This window comes from Bradyrhizobium sp. Ses1, from assembly GCF_059512365.1.
In genome coordinates this window covers 12,934-27,371 of sequence record NZ_JCAMOQ010000066.1, presented here as the reverse complement: position 1 = coordinate 27,371, position 14,438 = coordinate 12,934, and the positions used below count along the sequence as shown (strand labels likewise).

Below are 14,438 nucleotides of genomic sequence, written 5' to 3'. Positions count from 1 at the left end.
GGTTATGCTGCAGCTATACCGCAGCATAACCAGATATATTGCATCGCAACATAAACGGACCTGTCGGCCGGCGCTTACGTGTTCATCGAATCGAAGAACTCGGAGTTGCTCTTGGTGTTTCGGAGCTTGTCGAGCAGGAAGTCGATGGCGTCCATCGTGCCCATCGGATTGAGGATCCGGCGCAGCACGTACATCTTCTTCAGGAGCTGCGGATCGGTGATCAGCTCTTCCTTGCGGGTGCCGGACCGGGAAATGTCGATCGCCGGGAAGGTCCGCTTGTCGGAGACCTTGCGGTCGAGGATCAATTCGGAGTTACCGGTTCCCTTGAACTCTTCGAAGATCACTTCGTCCATGCGGCTGCCGGTATCGACCAGCGCGGTGGCGATGATGGTGAGCGAGCCGCCCTCCTCGATGTTGCGGGCGGCACCGAAGAAGCGCTTCGGTCGCTGCAGCGCGTTGGCGTCGACACCGCCGGTCAGCACCTTGCCGGATGACGGCACCACCGTGTTGTAGGCGCGGCCCAGGCGCGTGATCGAGTCGAGCAGGATAACCACGTCGCGGCCATGCTCGACCAAGCGCTTGGCCTTCTCGATCACCATCTCGGCCACCTGGACGTGACGCACGGCCGGTTCGTCGAAGGTCGAGGACACCACCTCACCCTTCACCGAGCGCTGCATGTCGGTGACTTCTTCCGGACGCTCGTCAATCAGAAGCACAATCAGATAGCATTCGGGATGATTGTGCGTGATCGAATGCGCGATGTTCTGCATCAGCACGGTCTTACCCGTGCGCGGCGGCGCCACGATCAAGGCGCGCTGGCCCTTGCCGATCGGCGCAACGATGTCGATCACCCTTGCAGAAAGGTCTTTTCGCGTCGGGTCATCGATTTCCATCCGAAACCGCTGATTAGGAAACAGCGGCGTCAGGTTGTCGAAATTGACCTTGTGCTTGGACTTCTCAGGGTCCTCGAAATTGAGCGAATTGACCTTCAACAACGCAAAATAGCGCTCGCCCTCTTTCGGGCTGCGGATGTGGCCTTCGATCGTATCGCCGGTGCGCAGGCCGAAGCGGCGGATCTGCGAGGGCGAAACGTAGATGTCGTCAGGGCCCGGCAGATAATTGGCATCGGGCGAACGGAGGAAGCCGAAACCGTCCGACAACACCTCGACGACACCTTCACCGATAATGTCGGTTTCCTGGATCGCGAGCTGTTTGAGGATGGCGAACATCAGCTCCTGCTTGCGCATGGTGCTGGCGTTTTCGACCCCATTTTCCTCGGCGAACGAGACAAGCTCGGCCGGCGTCTTGGACTTGAGGTCTTGAAGTTTGATTTCCCGCATGGGGGTGGTCCTGTGGAGCATTTTTTGAGAAGGGTCTTGCGAGGTGGCTTTGAGAAAAAGCGGACGCAAAAATGAAGGTCCGCAGGTCTAAGCAAGGAAAGCGCCGGTGGGGCTTCAAACCTGATGTGGCGGCCGGCCGTTGATGGAACCGGAACGCGATCACATCCGCCTGCGTGGGGTGGGATTGGGACAAATATAGAAAATCGCTTTGCGCTCCGCAAGAAGGACTGAAGCCTGATTCCTGGGCAAACGGCTCCTCTAGAACGGCTTGACCACCACAAGAATGACGATGCCGATCATCAGGACAGTCGGTACCTCGTTGATAATCCGATAAAATTTCTGGGTTCGGGTATTCCGGTCGGCGGCAAAATCCTTCATCCAGCGGGCAAAAAATCCGTGGACACCGGAGAGCACGAGCACCAGCAAGAGCTTGCCATGCAGCCAGCCGGAGCTGAACCAGTGACCAGTCCAGGCCAGATAGAGGCCGGCGAGCCAGGTGACGATCATGGCCGGATTGATGATCGCCCTCAGAAGGCGCCGTTCCATGACCTTGAAGGTCTCGGACTGCTTGGAGCCTTTCTCGGCCTCGCAGTGATAGACGAACAGCCGTGGCAGATAGAGCATGCCGGCCATCCAGGAGATGACCGCAATGATGTGCAGCGCCTTGATCCACTCATACATCGTGATCGCCGTGCTCCTGGAACATCTCGGGCAGCCTCGCCGTTTCAAAAGAAGGCCCGCCAGCGAGGTTACGGATACATATCCGCAAGCACCGCTCTCTTAAAACCAATTAATTTTAGAATCTTAGGTTTGAGTCTAAGTGACCGTGAATTTGACTCACACAACGCGATCCCGCCGTTCTCGGGTGCTTGTTCACACCGCTCAACAATTCGGCCCGCACTGTCGCGCAACGGAATATCGCCCAAGGCCTCAAGCGCTTGCAGCGTTCCTTGACCAGCTTATCCAGAGACAAATTCACATATTCTCACTATCATCCCACCGGCACGGCGGACTTGTCCTCGCAGGAGGCGCTGTGAAGAAAAGGTTTAGATATCCCTAAGGCGGCGATCTCAGCTGAAAAGTTGTAGGCAACCTCCACAGGGATTCACAGGATAGACAGAGGTTCTGGTGCCTACATCAGGCAATTACTTTCACCTGCATCTGGTGTCGGACTCAACCGGCGAGACGCTGATCACGGTGGCGCGCGCGGTGGCCGCGCAATACGCCAATGTCTCGCCGGTCGAACACGTCTATCCGCTGGTGCGCAGCCAGAAGCAGCTCGACCGCGTGCTCGATGAAATCGAGGAATCGCCCGGCATCGTGCTGTTCACGTTGCTCGAGAAAGATCTCGTCAGCCGGCTGGAAGCCAAATGCAGGGAGATCAACGTTCCGAGCCTGTCGATCATTGGGCCGGTGATGCAGTTGTTCGAGGCGTATCTGGGTGCGGCCACTTCGGGCCGGGTCGGCGCGCAGCACGTGCTGAACGCGGAATATTTCAAGCGCATCGACGCGCTGAACTACACGATGATGCATGACGACGGCCAGCATGTCGAAGGCCTTGAGGAGGCTGATGTCGTTCTGGTCGGGGTGTCCCGCACCTCGAAGACGCCGACGTCGATCTATCTCGCCAACCGCGGCATCCGCACCGCAAATGTCCCGCTCGTACCCGGCATTCCGCTGCCGCATCAACTGGAGCACCTGAAGAAACCGCTGGTAGTCAGCCTCCATGCGACGCCGGAGCGCCTGATCCAGGTTCGGCAAAACCGGCTCTTGAGCATGGGCGCGGCGTCCGGCAATGACGAATATATCGACAGGCAGGCGGTTACCGATGAAGTCGCGTTCGCGCGCCGCCTGAGCGCAAAGTTCAACTGGGCGCTGCTGGACGTCACGCGACGTTCGATCGAGGAGACGGCCGCAGCGGTGATGAAGCTCTATAATGACCGCCAGCGGCAACGGCCGCTGGAGTGATTCGGTGGCGATGACGATCTGGCGCGGAAAAAGTCCGCTGATTCTCGCCTCCCAGAGCCGTGCGCGAAAAATGCTGCTGGCCAATGCGGGGATCGCGTTCGAGGCGATGCCGGCTGATATCGACGAACGGGCGATCCAGGAAAATTCGGGCCTTTCGGCGCCGGCGGACATCGCGTTGCTGCTGGCGCGCGAAAAGGCCTTGTTCGTTTCCTCCGCGCGGCCGGGACGATTCGTCGTCGGCGCCGACCAGACCCTGGCGCTCGGCGATCGATTGTTCACCAAACCCGCTGGCCGCGATCAGGCGGCCGAACAATTGCGTGCGCTCGCGGGTCGGGTTCACGAACTGCATTCCGCCGTTGCCGTCGCCCAAGACGGCAAAATACTGTTTGCCGACACCAGCGTGGCACGCATGTCGATGCGCCCGCTTCGCGAGGACGAGATCACCGCCTATCTGGGCCAGGCCGGCGAGGCCGTGACCACCAGCGTTGGCGCCTATCAGCTCGAAAGCCTCGGGGTACATCTGTTCGAGCGCATCGACGGTGACCATTTCACCATCCTCGGCCTGCCGCTATTGTCGCTGTTAGCCTTCCTGCGCAGCGAGAATTTGCTGGCAATCTGACATGTTTCCGAGTGATGACTGAAAGATGCTGATCCTGGGACTGACCGGCTCGATCGGGATGGGGAAATCCACCACCGCGAAACTGTTCGCGGAAGCTGGCGTCCCCGTCTATGACGCCGACGCGACCGTGCACCAACTCTACGAAGGCGAAGCGGTGCCGGCGATCGAAGCTGCCTTCCCCGGCACCACCGCTGATGGCAAGGTGGATCGTGCAAAGCTCTCCGCGCGCGTGGTCCACGATCCAGCGGCGATGAAGCAGCTGGAGCAGATCGTCCACCCGATGCTCGGCGCGTCCCGGCAGAAATTCTTTGCGGATGCGGAAGCCTCCGGCGCGCCCGTCGTGGTCGTCGACGTGCCGCTGCTGTTCGAGACCGGCGGAGAGAAACGGGTCGATGCGGTGGTCGTCGTGACGACCTCGCCGGAAATACAGCGCGAGCGCGTGCTGGCACGGGGCACGATGGACGACGAGAAACTCGATGCGATTCTGGCGCGACAATTGCCCGATGCCGAGAAACGCAAGCGGGCGGATTTTGTGGTGGATACCTCACACGGCCTTGATCCCGTGCGCGCGCAAATCAAGGACATTCTGGCTGAGGTCGTTAAGATGCCGAAGCGGCGAATCTGATTCGCCTGGTATTCTGCGGTCCTAAAAATCCATGCGCGAAATCGTTCTCGATACCGAAACCACCGGCCTTGATCCGCTGCGCGGCGATCGGCTGGTCGAGATCGGTTGCGTCGAGATCTTCAACCGCATGCCGACCGGGCAAACCTACCACGTCTACATCAATCCCGAGCGGGACATGCCGGCCGAGGCTTTCGCCGTTCACGGCCTCTCGACCGAATTCCTGGCCAGCAAGCCGGTGTTCACCGAAGTTGTCGACGAATTCCTGGCGTTCATCGCCGACACTCCGCTGGTGATCCATAACGCCTCGTTCGACATCAGCTTCATCAATGCCGAACTCGATCGAATCAAGCGGCCGGTGATCGCCAAGGATCGGCTGGTCGACACCCTGCTCCTGGCACGCCGGAAACATCCGGGCGTGTCGAATCGGCTCGACGATCTCTGCTCGCGCTATTCGATCGATAATTCCCGCCGCACCAAGCACGGCGCGTTGCTCGATGCCGAGTTGCTGGCGGAGGTCTATGTCGACCTGATCGGGGCGCGGCAATCGCAGCTCATCCTGGCCTCGGAAGCCGAGATCACCCAGGTCGGCCATGGCGATATGCCGCGGCGGCAGCGCGAGATTCCGCTGGTGCCGCGGGTGACCGACGCGGAGCGCGAGGCACACCGCGCCTTCATCGCGACCCTCGGCGACAAGCCGATCTGGAACGAGTACCTGCCGGCGGCGGCCGAAGCCGCCGCGTAGATTCCTTAAGATCAGCTCGGTTTCACGCCGGGTGCCGGGGCGGCTTGTGTCGCTGCCTGCCGCTCCATGTTCTGGCGGTACAGGCCGACGAAATCGACGGGATCCAGCATCAAGGGCGGGAAGCCGCCATCGCGCACGGCGGTGGCGATGATCTCGCGCGCAAACGGGAACAGCAGCCGCGGGCATTCGATCATCACCAGCGGGTGCAGGTTCTCCTGCGGCACATTCAGGATCCGGAACACGCCGGCATATTGCAGATCGAAGCTGAACATCACCTTGCCGGCACTCTCGGCCTTGCCTTCGACCGACAGCGTCACTTCATATTCGCTCTCGGCGAGGTTCCTGGCCGAAACATTGATCTGGATATTGATCGCCGGTTGCTGCTCCTGCGGCCCGAGCGAGGCCGGCGCGTTCGGGTTCTCGAACGAGAGATCCTTGGTGTATTGCGCCAGCACGTTGAGCTGGGGCGGGGCCTGCTCGGGGGGTGCGCCGTTGCCGTTGGTCATGGGAAGCTCTCCTGAGCACTGGCGATCGGAGACGGTCTGACGTCCGAAGCCGCAGTTAAGGTTTTGGAAATGCTGGTGCCGGGCGAGTGGCTATCATAGCCCCACACTGCACCACAAGGCGACAGTCCTTGATTGCCAAACCTTCGCCGATTTGGCGCCGAGATCGTCAATCGCGGCTGAAAGGCGGCACCATTTGCGCCCTAAATATTTGAAGATGCGTGATTTCCAGGCATCATCGGATTTCCCCTCGCGGCCAAAACGCGCTAGAATAGCCGCGCCAAAACGCGCCATTGGCCGAGCGGAGTTTCGTGCCTACATGCTGCGGACTCAATTGGCGAGGTAATCTCCGCCGTTTCCTGAGCGGAACGCCCGCTGGGGGCGGACCGTTGCCGGTGCAGATCAGAAAGCGAACACGACGTGGATATCTACACCATCATTTTCCTGGCGCTGGCCGTCTTCATTTTCCTGCGCCTGCGGAGTGTCCTCGGACAGCGCACCGGCAGCGAGCGGCCCCCCTATGACCGTGCGGCCCCGAATGTGCTGCAGCGGGACAATAATGTCGTTCCGATGCCGGGCTCGGTGATCGACCAGCCGCCTCCGCTGCCGAGCAAGGACGTGACGCCGCCGTCCGACCGCTGGAAGGGAATTGCGGAACCCGGTACGGCGCTGGCGCAGGGGCTGGACGCCATTGTCGCCCAGGACTCCTCGTTCGATCCACGCCATTTCATCTCGGGTGCGCGAAGCGCCTACGAGATGATCGTGCTGGCCTTTGCCAACGGCGATCGCCGCGCCTTGCGCGACCTGCTATCGAGTGAGGTCTATGACAGCTTCGATGCCGCGATCAAGGATCGTGAGAAGCACGAGCAGAAGACCGAAACCCGCTTCGTCTCGATCGACAAGGCCGAGATTGTCAGCGCGGAAGCACGCGACCGTGCGGCACAGGTCACGGTCCGCTTTGTGTCGCAGATGATTTCCGTCACCCGCGACAAGGCCGGTACCATCGTCGACGGCAACCCGGAAAAGGTCGCCGATATCACCGATGTCTGGACATTCGCCCGCGATACGGCGTCGCGCGATCCGAACTGGAAACTGGTTGGCACTGGAAGCGCCCACTGATCGGCTTCGCCTTGCGCGTCTCACGGCCGCGTGCTGCGCAATCGCTCTTCTATGCTCGACGGCCGCGCTAGAGGCGCGCCCAAGGTCGCCAGCGAAGGCGACCAGGCATTCGGCCGTCCAGCACACCCGTCACCTCCCCTATCCGAACCTGGAGTTGCCGCTGCAGATCAGCAGCAGCCAATATGAACCGCTGGCCTGGACCGACATGCCGGGCTGGAGCGATGACGATCACCTTGCGGCCTATAAGGCCTTTCGCGCGAGCTGCCGGCCGATCGCCGCCGAGCACGGGCTGCCCTCGGAATCGAAGGCGCTCGGCACCTCGTTGCGCGATCCCTGCCGCATCGCCAAGGGGCCGGAGCTCACCGACGAAGCCAAGGCGAAAGCCTTCTTCGAGGAGCATTTCCTGCCCTTGCGCATCTCGCGGCTCGGCGAGGGCGAGGGTTTCGTCACCGGCTATTACGAGCCGGTGCTGGATGGGTCGCGGACCCAGACCGACGTCTACAACGTGCCGGTCTACCGCCGGCCGTCGAACCTGTTCGTCCGTGGCGCCAAGCAGAGTTCGAGCGGCCTGCCGAACAAGGGCCAGGTATTCCGCAAGATCGGCCGCCGCAAGCTCGTGCCCTACTATGATCGCGCCGAGATCGAGGACGGTGCGATCGCCGGCCGCGGCCTCGAAATCTGCTGGCTCAAGGAGCAGACCGATTTGCTATTCGCGCAGATCCAGGGCTCGGCGCGGGTGCGCTTCGAGGACGGCTCGACATTGCGCATCAACTATGATGCCCACAACGGCTATCCCTACACGCCGGTGGGCCGCATCCTGATCGACCGCGGCATCATCCCGAAAGAGCAGATGTCGATGCAGAAGATCAGGGACTGGATGGCGCAGAACCCTGACGGAGCCAAGGAATTGCGGCGGCAGAACCGCTCCTATGTCTTCTTCCGCGAGGTGCAGCTCTCCGACAAGGACGAGGCAGTCGGCGCGCAGGGCGTGCCGCTGACGCCCGGCCGTTCGATCGCGGTCGACAAGGCGCTGCACGTCTATGGCACGCCGTTCTTCATCGAAGGCGAATTGCCGATCGAGTCAGAGCAATCGAAGACGCCGTTCCGCCGCCTGATGATCGCGCAGGATACCGGCTCGGCGATCGTCGGCCCGGCCCGCGCAGACCTTTATTTCGGTGCCGGAGCCGATGCCGGAAAAGTATCGGGCCGGCTGCGGCACAATATGCGCTTCGTGATGCTGGTGCCGAGGAGCCTCGATCCCGTCGCCCGCGGGCGCAAAATGCCGGTGCCGGATGAGCGGCCGTCGGAAAAGATCGCAAAGCTGTTTCCGCAAGTCGATCCGCAGAAGGAAAAGAGCGCGGCGAAGCCCGCGGATGCATCCGCGTCGACCAGCGCGGTGCCGATGCCGGAGCCGCGGCCCGCCATCAAGACTGATGAGCCGCGGCGTCATCGGCACTACCGCCATTACCGCACCTACAGATGAAGCGTCCCGTTCCGATTGCAGATCCGGCGCCGCCGCGGCGAAGGCGCGCGCTCAGCGAAGAAGAGCGTGCGCTGTGGGAAAGCGTCGCGAAGCAGGTCAAGCCGCTGCGCAAACGCCAACCCGCTGTGAAGACGCATGCCGGACCCGAAGCGGAGACCAAGGCCGCCGCCAAAACTGCAGCGCCGGCGAAACCGATCCCAGTCAAATCAGCACCGGCGCCGCGTCCGCAGACGCCGCCGCCACTGGCACCGATTGGCCGCCGCGAGCGCGCGCAACTGTCGCGCGGCAAGAAGGAGATCGACGCCCGGCTCGACCTGCACGGCATGACGCAGACGCGCGCGCATCGCGTGCTGCTCACGTTCTTGCAACGCGCGCACAGCGACGGGCTGACTTTCGTGCTCGTCATCACCGGCAAGGGCAAAGCCGGCGGCGGCGATTCCGAGCGTGGCGTGCTGCGCCGCCAGGTGCCGCAATGGCTGAGCCTGCCCGAATTCCGCGCGCTCGTCGTCGGTTTCGAGGAAGCCCATATCGGCCACGGTGGCGAGGGCGCGCTCTACGTGCGCGTGCGGCGCGCGAGGGTCTAGTCGATCCGTCAGTGCGAGGAGCGAAGCGACGAAGCAATCCATCTCTCCGCAAGTGGAGAGATGGATTGCTTCGCTTCGCTCGCAATGACGGTTGGTCTTACAAAATAAACCGGCTCAAATCGGCGTTCTTGGCGAGGTCGCCGACATGCTTGCGCACATAATCGGCATCGACCGTGATGGTGTCGCCGTGGCGATCGGGCGCGGTGAAGGAGATTTCGTCCAGCACCCGCTCCATCACCGTCTGCAGCCGCCGCGCGCCGATATTCTCGACGGTGGAGTTGACCGCCACGGCGACGTCGGCGAGCTCGTCGATCGCGGAGTCGGTAATCTCGAGTTTCACGCCTTCGGTCTGCATCAGCGCGACATATTGCTTGATCAGCGACGCCTCAGGCTCGGTCAGGATGCGGCGCATGTCGTCGCGCGTCAGCGCCTGCAATTCGACGCGGATCGGCAGGCGCCCCTGCAGCTCCGGCAGCAGGTCAGAGGGTTTTGCGATATGGAATGCGCCGGAGGCGATGAACAGGATGTGATCGGTCTTCACCGGCCCGTGCTTGGTTGTAACAGTGGTGCCTTCGATCAGCGGCAGCAGGTCGCGCTGCACGCCTTCGCGCGAGACGTCGCCGCCGGCGCGATTTTCGCGCACGCAGATCTTGTCGATCTCGTCGAGGAACACGATGCCGTTGTTCTCGACCGCATTGATCGCTTCCTGCACCAGTTGGTCGGTGTCGAGCAGCTTGTCGGATTCCTCATTGACGAGGATTTCGTGCGAGCCCGCCACCGTCAGACGCCGGGTCTTGGTGCGGCCACCCATCTTGCCGAAGATGTCGCCGATTGAAATCGCGCCCATCTGCGCGCCCGGCATGCCCGGAATCTCGAACATCGGGAAGCCGCCGGAGGACTGCGTCTCGATCTCGATCTCCTTGTCGTTCAATTCGCCGGCGCGCAATTTCTTGCGGAAGGATTCGCGCGTCGCCGGGCTCGAGCCCGGTCCGACCAGGGCGTCCAGCACGCGCTCCTCGGCGGCAAGTTGCGCCCGCGCCTGCACGTCCTTCCGCTTGCGCTCCCGGATCAGCGCAATCGCGACCTCGACGAGATCGCGCACGATCTGCTCGACATCGCGGCCGACATAACCGACCTCGGTGAATTTGGTGGCTTCGACCTTGAGGAACGGCGCGCCGGCAAGCTTTGCCAGTCGTCGCGCTATTTCCGTCTTGCCGACGCCGGTCGGCCCGATCATCAGGATGTTCTTCGGCAGCACTTCCTCGCGCAGGGAACCGGAAAGCTGCAGTCGCCGCCAGCGGTTACGCAAGGCAATGGAGACGGCACGCTTGGCGTCGGTCTGGCCGACGATGAAACGGTCGAGTTCGGAAACGATTTCGCGGGGGGAGAAGTCGGTCATGTCACCTAGCTAGGGGTTCAAGGCTGTGAGAGCAAGCTGAGGTTAGATCGCCGTCGGGCTGGAAATCATGTCGAGTTCGTAATCTGCGGTCATGCGTCACAGACCATCAGGAGCGCCGGGCCGTCGGGCGTGTGGATCATGCGGACTTTCTCAAATCCGGCTTTTTCATAGGCGCGCACGGCGCGAGCATTGTTCGGATCGGGATCGGTGACGATGCGCGGCGCGCCCTGCCCCAACCGCTCGATGACGAAGCGGCGGATTAATGCCGAGCCGTGTCCGCGCCCGATCATGTCGGGCTCGCCGATGAAGAGATCGATGCCGCGCGTGCCTTCGGGATGTGCTCCGAAGCCTTCATTCCAGGCCGTCAGCGCGTAGCACTGCAGGTAAGCGAAATCGTTGCCTTCGGCGGAGATGATGAACTGGTCCATTGCTGGCTCATCGAGATCGCCACTCACCAGCGCATATTGCTCGGATGGATCGCCCCACCATTCCCGGACATGCGGTAGCGCCAGCCAGCGCTCGATCAGCGCAAGGTGGGCCGTCGTCATTTCCCGGAAGGTGTAGAGTCCCATGAGATCATGATCCGGTTGGGTTGAATCGGATCATGATCTCATTTCTTTGTCCGAGCATGATCTCCGCGCAAACGCTTCGCGCTTGTCGCGAGGAAAACCGGTTCCCACTTTTCCGGATCATGCTTCAGCCGCCCAGCGTCTCGATCGTCACGTTACGGTTGGTATAGACGCAGATGTCGGCTGCGATATCGAGCGAGCGGCGCACGATCGCCTCGGCATCCTTGTCGCTGTCGATCAAGGCGCGCGCCGCGGCCAATGCGTAATTGCCGCCCGAGCCGATTGCCATGACGCCGGCTTCCGGCTCCAGCACGTCGCCGGTTCCGGTGAGGACGAGCGAGACGTCCTTGTCGGCCACGATCATCATCGCCTCCAGCCGCCGCAGATAGCGGTCGGTCCGCCAGTCCTTGGCCAGCTCCACAGCCGCCCGGGTCAGTTGCCCCGGATATTGCTCGAGCTTGCTTTCCAGCCGCTCGAACAGCGTGAAGGCATCGGCGGTGGCGCCGGCAAAGCCGCCGATCACGTCGCCCTTGCCGATCCTGCGCACTTTCTTGGCATTGGCCTTGATCACGGTCTGGCCGATCGAGACCTGTCCGTCGCCGCCGATCACCACCTTGCCGCCCTTGCGGACGGTGACGATCGTGGTGCCGTGCCAGACGGTCGGCTCGTTTGGGGATGCTTGCATGGGGTACCTCATTGTCCGAGCAGATTTAGGCGGTCGGCCAGTGGCTTACAATCGGGTCATTTGAGGCCGGTTTGGTCACCATGGCCGCAACTTGGCCGTTTTTGGTGTCATCCCGCAGTAGCGAAGGGGTCATCGGCCTGTTAAAAGACGCCCGTTTTCGGCACGGGAAAGCTCAATTTTCATGCGCACGGCGACGATCAAGCGCAAGACCAAGGAGACCGACATCGAGGTGGCGGTCAACCTCGACGGGTCGGGTGTGTCCCAGGTTTCGACTGGGATCGGCTTCTTTGACCATATGCTCGACCTCCTGGCGCGGCATTCGCGCATCGATATCACGGTCAGGGCCGAGGGCGATCTCCACGTCGATTACCACCACACCACCGAGGATGTCGGGATTGCGCTCGGACAGGCAGTGAAACAGGCGCTCGGCAACATGGCTGGCATCACCCGCTATGCCTCGATCCACATGCCGATGGACGAAACGCTGTCGCGCGTGGTGATCGACATTTCGGGCCGTCCGGTGCTGGTGTTCAAGGCCGCCTTCCCCCGCGACAAGATCGGCGAGTTCGACACCGAGCTGGTGCGCGAATGGTTCAATGCGTTTGCGATGAACGCCGGCGTGACTTTGCACGTCGAGACCCTATATGGCGAGAACAGCCATCATATCGCCGAATCCTGTTTCAAGGGTCTTGCGAGAGCGCTTCGCGCGGCGGTCGCGATCGATCCGCAGGCCGCGGGCGAAGTGCCCTCCACCAAGGGCAAGCTCGGCGGCTGATTTCCCGGGCACGGCCCGGAAAACTCGGTCCCGGCTTTCCCTCGCGACAAACGCGAAGCGTTTGCGCGGAGATCATGCCAAACCAAAACTTCGCGGCGGAGAGTTTTGATGCCGGTCTACACAGTGCATGCCCCCGTAGGGAACAATGCCGATCTTGCGGCGACTGACAGGTTCACCTTCGTGCGCGACGGCTTTCATTTCTGGGCGGCGGTTGCGAGCGTGATCTGGCTGGCCTGGCACCGGCTGTGGCTGGCGCTGATCGGCTGGGTCGTGTTGATGGCGGCGATCGATTACGGCCTGGCAAAGCTCGGCATCGGCCGCGGCACGATCCTGGCCGTGGACGTGGTGCTGGCGCTGCTCTTGGGATTCGAGGCGGCAAGCCTGAAGCGCTGGACATTGTCGCGCGGCCGATGGCGCCAGCTCGATATCGTCGTGGCCGACGACGAGGAATCCGCCGAGCGCCGCTTTTTCGATCGCTGGACCGCAGCGCATCGCGGCGTCGTCAACGACCAATGGTCGGTCGACCGCGGTGGCCCGCCGCCGACGCGGAACAATCCGGGCCAGCCGTTCTCCAAGCCGCCGCCGCTGCCGCAGGGCGGCATTATCGGGTTGTTTCCAGAGCCGGGAGGATCGCGATGACGGTCGCCATCATCGATTATGGCTCGGGCAACCTGCACTCCGCGGCGAAAGCGTTCGAGCGCGCCGCGCGCAGCATGGAAGATCCGCAGAAGATCATGGTGACGCGCGATCCCGATGCGGTGTTCCGCGCCGACCGCATCGTGCTGCCGGGCGTCGGCGCCTTCGCCGATTGCCGCAAAGGCCTCGATGCGCTCGACGGCATGCTCGAGGCCTTGACGGAAGCTGTGCGGGTCAAGGCGCGGCCGTTCTTCGGCATCTGCGTCGGCATGCAGTTGATGGCGACGCGCGGCAAGGAGCATGTGACGACCGAGGGCTTCAACTGGGTCGCCGGCGACGTCGAGAAGATCCAGCCGCGCGAGGAGAACTTGAAGATCCCGCACATGGGTTGGAACACGCTCGAAGTGCTGCGCGAGCATCCCGTGCTGGAGCGGTTGCCGCTGGGGCCGGACGGCCGCCACGCTTATTTCGTGCACTCCTATCACCTTAACGCGGCCAATGAGCAGGACGTGCTGGCGCGCGCCGACTACGGCGGGCCGGTCACAGCCGTCGTTGCAAAAGACACCGCGATCGGCACACAGTTTCACCCCGAGAAGAGCCAGCGCTTCGGGCTGGCGCTGATCTCGAATTTCCTGAAGTGGAAGCCGTGATCCTCTTTCCTGCCATAGACCTCAAGAACGGACAGTGCGTGCGCCTGGAGCAGGGCGACATGGCGCGCGCCACCGTGTTCAATCTCGATCCGGCGGCGCAGGCGCGTGCCTTCGCCGAGCAGGGATTCGAATATCTGCATGTCGTCGATCTCGACGGCGCCTTTGCCGGCAAGCCGATGAATGCGCGGGCCGTCGAGGCGATGCTGAAGGCGGTGACGATGCCGGTGCAGCTTGGCGGCGGCATCCGCGATCTCAAGACGGTGGAAGCCTGGCTGGACAAGGGCGTGGCGCGGGTCATCATCGGCACCGCGGCGGTACGTGACCCCGAGCTCGTCAGGGGCGCCGCGAAGAAGCATCCCGGCCGCGTCGCCGTCGGCCTCGATGCGCGCGACGGCAAGGTCGCGGTTCAGGGCTGGGCCGAGACCTCTGAGGTGACGGCGCTTGAGATCGCGCGGCGCTTCGAGGATGCCGGCGTTGCCGCGATCATCTTCACCGACATCGCCCGCGACGGTCTTTTGAAGGGCCTCAACCTCGAGGCCACGATCGCCCTTGCCGAGAGCATCTCGATCCCCGTGATCGCGTCCGGCGGCTTTGCTTCTATCGATGATGTGAACGCATTGCTGGAGCCACGCGCCAAGAAACTCGCCGGCGCCATTGTTGGCCGCGCGCTCTATGACGGCCGACTCGATCCCGACGCCGCGCTAAAACTGATCCGCAGCGCCAGCGCCGCGGCTTAGGAGA

General features: G+C 62.5%; 17 protein-coding genes. 11 read left to right on the top strand and 6 right to left on the bottom strand.

Annotated elements, in window-relative coordinates; all coding sequences use genetic code 11:
• Positions 1–74: 74 nt before the first annotated feature.
• Complete coding sequence (gene rho / locus AC5ZG5_RS41030; RefSeq protein WP_130225505.1) at positions 75–1,340, bottom strand: transcription termination factor Rho; 1,266 nt, start codon at positions 1,338–1,340, stop codon at positions 75–77.
• Between the two features lie 258 nt (positions 1,341–1,598).
• Complete coding sequence (gene hemJ, locus AC5ZG5_RS41025; protein ID WP_456646330.1) at positions 1,599–2,021, bottom strand: protoporphyrinogen oxidase HemJ; 423 nt, start codon at positions 2,019–2,021, stop codon at positions 1,599–1,601.
• A gap of 447 nt (positions 2,022–2,468) precedes the next feature.
• Here hemJ and AC5ZG5_RS41020 point away from each other — a divergent pair, with 447 nt between their 5' ends.
• Genes AC5ZG5_RS41020 through dnaQ form a run of 4 tightly spaced genes read left to right on the top strand, consistent with a single transcriptional unit; the run spans position 2,469 to position 5,294 of the window.
• Positions 2,469–3,308, top strand: a complete 840-nt coding sequence (locus AC5ZG5_RS41020) for a pyruvate, water dikinase regulatory protein (RefSeq protein WP_028164773.1) — start codon at positions 2,469–2,471, stop codon at positions 3,306–3,308.
• Positions 3,309–3,318: 10 nt separating this feature from the next.
• Positions 3,319–3,927 carry a Maf family protein gene (locus AC5ZG5_RS41015; protein ID WP_456646345.1) on the top strand — a complete coding sequence of 203 codons (609 nt, stop codon included), beginning with the start codon at positions 3,319–3,321 and terminating at the stop codon, positions 3,925–3,927.
• A gap of 25 nt (positions 3,928–3,952) precedes the next feature.
• Positions 3,953–4,552, top strand: coding sequence for a dephospho-CoA kinase (gene coaE, locus AC5ZG5_RS41010; RefSeq protein WP_130225508.1), 600 nt, complete (start codon positions 3,953–3,955; stop codon positions 4,550–4,552).
• A 31-nt stretch (positions 4,553–4,583) separates the two neighbouring features.
• Positions 4,584–5,294, top strand: coding sequence for a DNA polymerase III subunit epsilon (dnaQ, locus tag AC5ZG5_RS41005; protein WP_130225509.1), 711 nt, complete (start codon positions 4,584–4,586; stop codon positions 5,292–5,294).
• An 11-nt stretch (positions 5,295–5,305) separates the two neighbouring features.
• On the opposite strand, the gene secB is transcribed toward dnaQ, so the two are convergent.
• A complete protein-coding gene (gene secB, locus AC5ZG5_RS41000) occupies positions 5,306–5,800 on the bottom strand; it encodes a protein-export chaperone SecB (RefSeq protein WP_028164777.1) in 495 nt (164 codons plus the stop codon).
• A 417-nt stretch (positions 5,801–6,217) separates the two neighbouring features.
• Between secB and AC5ZG5_RS40995 the strand changes: the two genes are divergently transcribed.
• Genes AC5ZG5_RS40995 through AC5ZG5_RS40985 form a run of 3 tightly spaced genes read left to right on the top strand, consistent with a single transcriptional unit; the run spans position 6,218 to position 8,983 of the window.
• The gene (locus AC5ZG5_RS40995; RefSeq protein WP_028164778.1) at positions 6,218–6,916 is read left to right on the top strand and encodes a Tim44/TimA family putative adaptor protein; all 699 of its coding nucleotides are present in this window, start codon (positions 6,218–6,220) and stop codon (positions 6,914–6,916) included.
• Positions 6,840–8,399: a murein transglycosylase A gene (gene mltA, locus AC5ZG5_RS40990; RefSeq protein WP_456646331.1), complete on the top strand. Its 1,560-nt coding sequence runs from the start codon at positions 6,840–6,842 to the stop codon at positions 8,397–8,399. Before AC5ZG5_RS40995 ends, mltA begins: the two co-directional genes overlap by 77 nt.
• Positions 8,396–8,983 (top strand): Smr/MutS family protein, encoded by a 588-nt coding sequence (locus AC5ZG5_RS40985; protein WP_130225510.1) that lies wholly within the window; start codon positions 8,396–8,398, stop codon positions 8,981–8,983. Before mltA ends, AC5ZG5_RS40985 begins: the two co-directional genes overlap by 4 nt.
• Positions 8,984–9,080: 97 nt before the next feature.
• Here the strand turns inward: AC5ZG5_RS40985 and hslU are convergent, their stop codons facing one another.
• From hslU to hslV, 3 genes are all read right to left on the bottom strand, one after another.
• Positions 9,081–10,382: an ATP-dependent protease ATPase subunit HslU gene (hslU, locus tag AC5ZG5_RS40980; RefSeq protein ID WP_028164781.1), complete on the bottom strand. Its 1,302-nt coding sequence runs from the start codon at positions 10,380–10,382 to the stop codon at positions 9,081–9,083.
• 89 nt (positions 10,383–10,471) lie between these two features.
• On the bottom strand, positions 10,472–10,954 hold the full coding sequence (locus AC5ZG5_RS40975) for a GNAT family N-acetyltransferase (RefSeq protein ID WP_456646332.1): 483 nt from the start codon (positions 10,952–10,954) through the stop codon (positions 10,472–10,474).
• A 124-nt stretch (positions 10,955–11,078) separates the two neighbouring features.
• The gene (hslV, locus tag AC5ZG5_RS40970; protein ID WP_027581383.1) at positions 11,079–11,636 is read right to left on the bottom strand and encodes an ATP-dependent protease subunit HslV; all 558 of its coding nucleotides are present in this window, start codon (positions 11,634–11,636) and stop codon (positions 11,079–11,081) included.
• Positions 11,637–11,817: 181 nt separating this feature from the next.
• On the opposite strand from hslV, the gene hisB reads away from it, so the two are divergent.
• From hisB to hisA, 4 genes are all read left to right on the top strand, one after another.
• On the top strand, positions 11,818–12,411 hold the full coding sequence (gene hisB, locus AC5ZG5_RS40965; RefSeq protein ID WP_456646333.1) for an imidazoleglycerol-phosphate dehydratase HisB: 594 nt from the start codon (positions 11,818–11,820) through the stop codon (positions 12,409–12,411).
• Between the two features lie 108 nt (positions 12,412–12,519).
• Positions 12,520–13,050 carry a DUF2628 domain-containing protein gene (locus AC5ZG5_RS40960; RefSeq protein ID WP_456646334.1) on the top strand — a complete coding sequence of 177 codons (531 nt, stop codon included), beginning with the start codon at positions 12,520–12,522 and terminating at the stop codon, positions 13,048–13,050.
• Complete coding sequence (gene hisH, locus AC5ZG5_RS40955) at positions 13,047–13,697, top strand: imidazole glycerol phosphate synthase subunit HisH (RefSeq protein ID WP_456646335.1); 651 nt, start codon at positions 13,047–13,049, stop codon at positions 13,695–13,697. The genes AC5ZG5_RS40960 and hisH overlap by 4 nt, the downstream gene beginning before the upstream one ends.
• Entirely contained in the window at positions 13,694–14,434 is a 741-nt protein-coding gene (gene hisA / locus AC5ZG5_RS40950) for a 1-(5-phosphoribosyl)-5-[(5-phosphoribosylamino)methylideneamino]imidazole-4-carboxamide isomerase (RefSeq protein WP_456646336.1), read from the top strand. Before hisH ends, hisA begins: the two co-directional genes overlap by 4 nt.
• The last annotated feature ends 4 nt before the right edge of the window (positions 14,435–14,438 follow it).